This window comes from Streptomyces roseochromogenus subsp. oscitans DS 12.976 (assembly GCF_000497445.1).
Classification (GTDB): domain Bacteria; phylum Actinomycetota; class Actinomycetes; order Streptomycetales; family Streptomycetaceae; genus Streptomyces; species Streptomyces oscitans.
The window spans coordinates 2,688,017-2,695,886 of sequence record NZ_CM002285.1; the positions used below are offsets into that span (position 1 = coordinate 2,688,017).

The window sequence follows — 7,870 nt, forward strand, 5'->3', positions numbered from 1 at the left end:
ATCGCGGACGTACGCGCGACCGAAGAGCCAGGATACTGGACCTTTCGCTCTCGGCCCAATCCGGTGGTGAGCGCGCGGAGTCTTCCGCGCGTCACAGCCCCCGGCCCTGCTCGTACGCCCGCAGCTGCTCCGCGCTGATCATGCTCGTGTCGAAGAGGCTGGTCTCGTCGAGAGCATAGCCCTGCTGCGGCTGGGGCTGGTGGGGCTGCTGCTGGACCTGCTGCGGGTCGTAGGCGGCCTGCTGGGGGTCGTAGGCGCCTTGATAGGCATAGGGGTCGGCCTGCTGGTAGCCGTAGGGGTCCTGCTGGGCGTAGGCGGCGGGCTGCTGCGGGAAGCCCCCGTAGGGCTCCTGCTGCTGGTCGTAGCCGTAGGCCGGCTGCGGCTCGTACGACGGCTGCTGCGGCTGTTGCTGCGCCGGCTGGGCCGGGCGCTCGGCCGGGGTGTCCTGGTCCGCGAGGGCGGCGAGGTCGGCGAGGTAGTCGGCGTCGCTGGAGTGCTGGAATGTCGTGTTGTCGTCGGCGAGGGCGCCGAGGTCGTCCGTGGCGATCCGGCCGTGCAGCTTCTGCCGGCCGCGGCCGACGGCCTCCAGGGTCTTGGCGAGGACCGCCTCGAAGGCGCCCAGCTTGGCGTCGACGTACTGGTCGGCGGTGTGGCGCAGGGTCTCCGGGTCGTGGCTGCGCTCGGGGGCGTCCTCGTCCTCGTAGCCGTTCTCGTCCAGGCCGGGGCCGGTGCCGAGCAGCTTCTCGCGGCCACGGCCGACCGAGCCGAGGGTCTTGGTGAGGACGACCTCGAAGTTGGCGAGCTTGGAGTCGACGTAGTCGTCGGCCTCGGCGCGGATCTCCTCGGCCTCCTGGCGGGCCTCGGCGACGATCCGGTCGGCCTCGCCCTGGGAGCGGCGGGCGATCTCGGTGTCGGAGATCAGCGAACCGCGCTCGGCATGCGCGTTCTCGATGATCCGCTCGGCCTCCTGGCGGGCCTGCTCGACCATCTGCTCACGGCCGCCGATCAGCTCCTGCGCCTGCGCGAGGGAGCCGGGCAGGGCCTGGCGCACCTCTTCCAGCAGCGCGAGCAGCTCGGCGCGGTTGATCACGCAGGACGCCGACATGGGCATGGACCGGGCGCCTGAGACCGCGGAGACGATCTCGTCGAGCTTCTTCTGCACGTCCACCTGTGCTCGCCACTCTCTACAGCCGGGTTGGAGACGGACGGGACGACTGTAGCCCCATCAGTCCTTGCGCAGGCGCTTGTTCAGGGCCTCCAGCACCGGGGCGGGCACCAGGTGGGAGACGTCGCCGCCCCAGGCCGCGACCTCCTTGACCAGGGAGGAGGAGAGGAAGCTGTAGGTGGGGTTGGTGGGCACGAAGAGCGTTTCGACGCCGGTGAGGCCGTTGTTCATCTGCGCCATCTGCAGTTCGTAGTCGAAGTCGCTGACGGCGCGCAGGCCCTTGACGATGGCGGGGATGTCGCGCTGCTTGCAGAAGTCGACGAGGAGGCCGTGGAAGGCCTCGACCCGGACGTTGCCGTAGTCGGCGGTGACCTCGCGGATCAGCTCGATCCGCTCCTCGATCTCGAACAGGCCCTTCTTGGCCTTGTTGATCATCACGGCGACGTAGACCTCGTCGTACAGACGGGAGGCGCGGCCAATGATGTCGAGATGTCCGTTGGTGATCGGGTCGAACGACCCGGGACAGACGGCGCGGCGCACTTGTGATCCCTCGCTCTCCGGTCCGGTCATGGTGCGTCTTCGCACGTAGCGGCGGCGTGACCGTACCAAAACGTTCCCTCGCCGTAGCGACGGGACCGTAGGGCCTCGAAACCGTCCGGCCAGTGGAATGCGCCGCCTCTGGTGCTGCGCTCCACGGTGACCAGCGCGTCCTTCGCGATCCAGCCCAACGAGCGGAGTGTGAGGAGAATCTCGCGAAGATCGTCATCTGTGACGGCGTACGGGGGGTCGAGGAAGACGATGTCGTACGGTGCGGCGGGGGGCGCGGTTTTGATTACTTGTTCCGCTTTGCCCGCTCTTACCTCTGCGCCGGGCAGGCCCAGGTTTTTCACGTTCTCACGGACGGTTCTGGCTGCGCGGGCGTCGGCCTCGACCAGGAGGGTGTGGCTCGCGCCCCGGGACAGAGCCTCCAGGCCCACGGCGCCGGAGCCGGCGTAGAGGTCGAGGACGCGTGCGCCGTCCAGGGGGCCGCCCAGGAGGGACTGCCAGGTGGAGAAGAGGCCCTCGCGTGCGCGGTCCGATGTCGGCCGGGTTCCGGTGCCGGGCGGTACTGAGAGGCGCCGTCCGCCTGCCCGGCCGGCGATCACGCGGGTCATGGTGGGGTCCTTCTTCTTGGGCGGCTTTACCGTTCATTGTGGCTGGTCGCGCCCGCGCGGCGGTAGCCGCATGGTCCATGCAGCCCCGCGCCCCTCGGGCAGGTCACCTCTAGCCCTTTTCCAAGTACTGCTCCCTCTCCTCGTCCAACAGGGCGTCCAAGGCCGTACGCAAGCCGGGAAGTTGCTGCAGCTCCGGATCCGCCGCTACGACCGCCGCCGCCTCCTCCCTCGCCTCCGCGATGACCTCCTCGTCCTCGATGACCGCGAGGACGCGCAGGCTGGTGCGGGCGCCGGACTGGGCCTGGCCGAGAACGTCGCCCTCGCGGCGCTGTTCGAGGTCGATGCGGGAGAGCTCGAAGCCGTCGAGGGTGGAGGCGACGGCGTTCAGGCGCTGGCGGGCGGCGCTGGCCTCGGGCATCTCGGAGACCAGGAGACAGAGACCGGGAGCCGAGCCACGGCCGACGCGGCCGCGGAGCTGGTGGAGCTGGGAGACACCGAAGCGGTCGGCGTCCATGATCACCATGGCGGTGGCGTTGGGGACGTTGACGCCCACCTCGATCACGGTCGTGGCGACCAGGACGTCCGTCTCGCCGGCGGCGAAGCGGCGCATCACCGCGTCCTTGTCGTCAGGGTGCATACGGCCGTGGAGGACCTCGACCTTCAGGCTCTGGAGGGGGCCCTTGGCCAGCTGGTCCGCCACGTCGAGGACGGCCAGGGGCGGACGCTTCTCGGCCTCGTCCTCCGGGGACTTCTTCGCCTTCTTCGGGTCGGCGGCCTCATCGATGTCGTCGCCGATGCGAGGGCAGACGACGTACGCCTGATGGCCGTTCGCCACCTCCTCGCGGATCCGCTCCCAGGCGCGGGCGAGGAAGTGCGGCTTGTCGGCGGCGGGGACGACATGGCTGGCGATCGGGGAACGGCCGGCCGGGAGCTGGTCGAGGACGGAGGTCTCCAGGTCGCCGAAGACCGTCATGGCGACCGTGCGCGGGATGGGGGTGGCCGTCATGACCAGGAGGTGGGGAGGCTGCTTTCCCTTGCCGCGCAGGGCGTCTCGCTGTTCCACGCCGAAGCGGTGCTGTTCGTCCACCACGACCAGGCCGAGGTCATGGAACTGGATCTTGTCCTCGATCAGGGCGTGGGTGCCGATGACGATGCCGGCCTCGCCGGTGACCAGGTCCAGCAGGGCCTGGCGGCGGGCGGCGGCGCCCATGGAGCCGGTGAGCAGCACGACCTTGGTGGCGTGCTCGGTACCGCCCAGCATGCCGCCCTCGGCCAGCTCGCCCATCATCTCGGTGATGGAGCGGTGGTGCTGCTGGGCGAGGACCTCGGTGGGCGCGAGCATGGCCGCCTGCCCGCCGGCGTCGACGACGGCGAGCATGGCGCGGAGGGCCACCATGGTCTTCCCACTGCCGACCTCGCCCTGCAGCAGGCGGTGCATCGGGTGTTCCGTGGCGAGGTCGTCGAAGATCTCCTTGGAGACCTTCTGCTGGCCCTCGGTGAGGGTGAAGGGCAGGCGGTCGTCGAAGGCCGCGAGGAGGCCGTCTGGCTTCGGGCGGCGGGGGGCGGCCGGGAGCTGGGCGTCCGCGTGGCGGCGGCGGGCCAGGGCGACCTGGAGGACGAAGGCCTCGTCCCACTTCAGGCGGGCGCGGGCGTCCGCGATGTCGGCCTTGGTGTGCGGGCGGTGGATCTTGAGGATGGCCTCGGGGAGGGGGAGGAGCGCGCGGCCCTCGCGGAGGGACTGCGGCAGCGGGTCGAGGGCCTCCTGGGCGGTGGGCAGGACCGTCTGGACCGCCTTGCCGATCTTCCAGGACTCCAGTTTGGCTGTGGCGGGGTAGATGGGGATCAGCGCGCCGGCCCAGCTCTCGACCGTCTCGTCGCTGTCGCCTCGCAGCAACTCGTAGGCCGGGTGGGCGAGTTGGAGGCGGCGGTTGAAGACGGAGACCTTGCCGGCGAACATCGCGCGTGTGCCCGGCAGCAGCTCCTTGTGGGGTTTGTGGACGCCGTTGCCGAAGAAGACCAGCTGGAGCCGGCCGCTGCCGTCGGTGATCGTGACCTCCAGGCGCTGGCCCTTGCCGCGGGGGGCCTTGGCGGAGGCGAAGGTGTGCAGCCGGGCGTCGGCCACCTGGGCGACCACTGTGACGTGCTCGTCCATGGGGAGGTCGGCGAGATGGGTGAGCTGGCCGCGCTCCTCGTATCTGCGCGGGTAGTGGTGGAGGAGGTCGCCGACGGTGCGCAGGCCGAGGTGCTCGGCCATCACCTTCGCGGTGGCGGGGCCGAGCACTGACTTCAGTGGCTGCTTCAGTGGTTCTTCCAGTGCGGGCACGAGATCCATTGCACACCACGGCACTGACAATGCCGTAGACGCCGCCCTGCGGAACACGCTGGCGCTGCCCTGCGGATTCGGCCGAACAGCCGTTAACATCCGGGAAACCCCTGGTCAGGTGGGCTGATCCGGCTCTAGGATGGCGCGCTCCGGCCATCCTTCGCGGTCACCGCCTCGCCGGGACCGCCCGACCCCGCGCCGCACCCGCTCCCCCCTCCGGCGCAGTGACGATGGACTCCCAGACCTCACAGTCAGCCCAGGCATCCCAGTCACCTCACTCACCTCACACGTTCCAGGTCGACCTGCGCGGTCTGGTGGACCTGCTCTCCCATCACCTCTACTCCAGTCCCAGGGTCTATCTGCGCGAGCTGCTGCAGAACGCCGTCGACGCCGTCACCGCGCGGCGCGCCGAACAGCCGGACGCCCCGGCGCGGATCCGGCTGCACCCGGCGGACGGCGGCCTGCGGGTGGAGGACAGCGGCATCGGCCTCACCGAGGCGGACGTGCACGAGCTGCTGGCCACCATCGGGCGCAGCTCCAAGCGGGCCGAGAGCCTGCAGGAGGCCCGCTCGGGCTTCCTCGGCCAGTTCGGCATCGGTCTGCTCGCCTGTTTCCTGGTCGCCGAGCGGATCCGGGTGGTCAGCCGCAGCGCCCGTACGCCCGGCACGCCGCCGGTGGAGTGGATCGCGCGCGACGACGGCTCGTACACCGTGCGCACGCTGGACGGCTCGGCGCGGCCCGAGCCGGGCACCACCGTGTATCTCACCGCCCGCGCGGGAGCCGCCGAGTGGCTGGCGCCGGAGCGGGTGCTGACCCTGGCCCGCGACTTCGGTGCGCTGCTGCCGTACGACGTCCGGGTGGGCGAGGAGCCGGTCACCGAGTTGCCCGCGCCCTGGGACCGGCCGTACCCGAGCCCGGTGAGCAGACGGGCGGCGCTGGCCCGGCACTGTCGCGAGCTGTTCGGTTTCGCGCCGCTGGACTCGATCGACCTGGACGTGCCGCTGGCCGGGATCCGCGGGGTGGCGTACGTGCTGCCCGCGGCCGTGAGCCCCGCCCAGCGGGCGACCCATCGGGTGCACCTGAAGGGCATGCTGCTGACCGAGCGGGCCGAACAGCTGCTCCCCGACTGGGCGTTCTTCGTGCGGTGTGTGCTGGACACCGACAGCCTGCGGCCCACGGCCTCGCGCGAGTCGCTGTACGAGGACGAGACGCTGGCCGCCGTGCGGGAGGCGCTCGGGACAAGGATTCGTTCGTGGCTCACGGGGCTCGCCGCCGGTGATCCCGAACGGCTGACGGCCTTCCTCGCCGTGCACCACCTGGGCGTGAAGTCCCTCGCCCGGCACGACCGCGGCATGCTGCGCACAATGCTGCCCTGGCTGCCGTTCGAGACCACCGACGGGCAGCTGTCCCTGGAGGAGTTCGCGCAGCGGCACCCGGTGGTGCACTTCACGCGGACCGTCGAGGAGTACCGGCAGGTCGCGCCGATCGCCTCGGCGCAGGGCGTCGGGGTCGTCAACGGCGGCTACACGTACGACAGCGAGCTGGTCGAGGCGCTGCCGGCGGTGCGGCCGGGGACGGTCGTCGCCGAGCTGGACGCGGACACCGTGACCGCGCACCTGGACGCGGTCGACCCGGGCGAGGAGCTGGCCCTGACCGGCTTCCTGGCGGCCGCGCGGGCCCGGCTCGACCCGTTGAACTGCGACGTCGTACTGCGCGCCTTCCACCCGTTGTCGGTGCCCGCGCTGCATCTGGACGACCGGGCCGCCCGGCACGAGCAGGCGCGCGCGGCGGCCGAGGAGCAGGCCGACGACCTGTGGGCGGGCATCCTGGGCTCGCTGCGCGGCAGCGCGCCACGCGCGCGTCTGGTGCTCAACCATCTCAACCCGCTGATCCGGCGCATCGGTTCGCTGAAGGACCGGGAACTGATCGGCACCGCCACCGAGTCGCTGTACGGGCAGGCCCTGCTGATGGCGCAGCGCCCGCTCCGGCCGGCCGACTCGGCGCTGCTGAACCGGGCGTTCATCGGCCTCCTGGAATGGGCCACACACGGCGAGTCCACACACGGCGAGTCCGCGCATGGGGAGGGCGATCGCTGATGGGACAAATCGACGGAATCGACGGGAGCGACGGGGGCGACGGGAGCACGGACTTCGACGCGCTGCGCCGGGCGCTGGCGGAGAACGCCGAGCAGCCGGAGGGCCCGGCCCGCAACGCGCGCGCGGAGCAGCTGCTCGCCGAGGCCGAGCGGCTGAACATCCCGCTCGCCGTGATCGAGGCGCTCGGACACCAGCTGAAGGTCTACAACTACAGCTCCGAGAAGGACAAGATGTTCGTCCCGTTCGCGCGGCTGCTGCGCATGTGGGACGAACATCCGGAGGACTTCGACGAGTACGAGGCGCACTCGCTGCACTGGGTCTTCAAGTGGATGTCGGCGGGCATGCTGGACCAGCCGCACATCCCGCTCGCCTCGATCGAGAAGTGGCTCGGCGAGATGGCGCACCGCTACCGGCTCGCCGGGTACTCCGAACGGGCCGTGCACAGTGCCGAGTTCAGCGTGGCCGAGCACATCGGGGACGTGGCGCGCGCGGAGCGGGCGTACGCGGCGTGGCTCGCCTCGGACCGGGACGCGATGGCCGACTGCCACGCGTGCGAGCTGCATGCGCAGGGCATCTGGCAGGTCACGCGCGGCCGGGACGCCGAGGCGCTGGAACTGTGGCGGCCGGTGCTGGAGGGCGAGTTCGCCTGCGCGCATGAGCCGCACACCGTGCTGGCCTCCTCGCTGGCCCCGCTGCTGCGCCTGGGGCGCGTGGACGAGGCGCGCGCCCACCATCTGCGGGGCTTCCGCCTCGTACGCCCGATGGAGTCGATGCGCGGCGCCTACGCCGACCATGTGGAGTTCTGCGCGCTGACCGGCAACGAGGCGCGCGGCCTGGAGCTGCTCGCCGAACGGCCGGCGTACTTCACGGACACCGGGCATCCGCGCAGCCGGCTGGACTTCCTGGCCGTGGTGGCGCTGCTGATGGACCGGCTGACCGGGCTGGGACTCGCCGGACAGCGGGTCCCGGGGCCGGCCGGGCGGTCCTGGACCGCGGGGGAACTCGCCGGGCACGCGCGCGAGGAGGCGCTGGAGCTGGCCGAGCGGTTCGACCGGCGCAACGGCACGTCGTATGCCGGCGAGCGGACACGCGCGCGCATGGCGCAGCGGCCGCTGACGGACCGGCTGCCGCT

5 protein-coding genes and 1 pseudogene are annotated in these 7,870 nt (G+C 71.3%); 2 read left to right on the forward strand and 4 right to left on the reverse strand.

The genetic code is table 11. From position 1 onward, the window contains the following. Positions 1-91: 91 nt before the first annotated feature. The 4 genes from M878_RS61430 to recG form a co-directional block, all read right to left on the reverse strand. The gene (locus M878_RS61430) at positions 92-1,168 is read right to left on the reverse strand and encodes a F0F1 ATP synthase subunit B (protein ID WP_023546493.1); all 1,077 of its coding nucleotides are present in this window, start codon (positions 1,166-1,168) and stop codon (positions 92-94) included. Positions 1,169-1,225: 57 nt separating this feature from the next. Then, positions 1,226-1,705, reverse strand: coding sequence for a pantetheine-phosphate adenylyltransferase (gene coaD / locus M878_RS61435; RefSeq protein ID WP_023546494.1), 480 nt, complete (start codon positions 1,703-1,705; stop codon positions 1,226-1,228). Between the two features lie 26 nt (positions 1,706-1,731). Next, positions 1,732-2,319 carry a 16S rRNA (guanine(966)-N(2))-methyltransferase RsmD gene (gene rsmD, locus M878_RS61440; RefSeq protein ID WP_023546495.1) on the reverse strand — a complete coding sequence of 196 codons (588 nt, stop codon included), beginning with the start codon at positions 2,317-2,319 and terminating at the stop codon, positions 1,732-1,734. Between the two features lie 109 nt (positions 2,320-2,428). Further along, positions 2,429-4,651 carry an ATP-dependent DNA helicase RecG gene (gene recG / locus M878_RS61445; protein WP_023546496.1) on the reverse strand — a complete coding sequence of 741 codons (2,223 nt, stop codon included), beginning with the start codon at positions 4,649-4,651 and terminating at the stop codon, positions 2,429-2,431. 221 nt (positions 4,652-4,872) lie between these two features. Here recG and M878_RS61450 point away from each other — a divergent pair, with 221 nt between their 5' ends. Together M878_RS61450 and M878_RS61455 are read left to right on the forward strand one after the other, a co-directional pair. Continuing rightward, positions 4,873-6,738: an HSP90 family protein gene (locus tag M878_RS61450; RefSeq protein ID WP_023546497.1), complete on the forward strand. Its 1,866-nt coding sequence runs from the start codon at positions 4,873-4,875 to the stop codon at positions 6,736-6,738. Further along, positions 6,738-7,870 (forward strand): annotated as a pseudogene (locus M878_RS61455) (tetratricopeptide repeat protein); the annotation flags it as partial. The gene M878_RS61450 and the pseudogene M878_RS61455, both read left to right, overlap by 1 nt.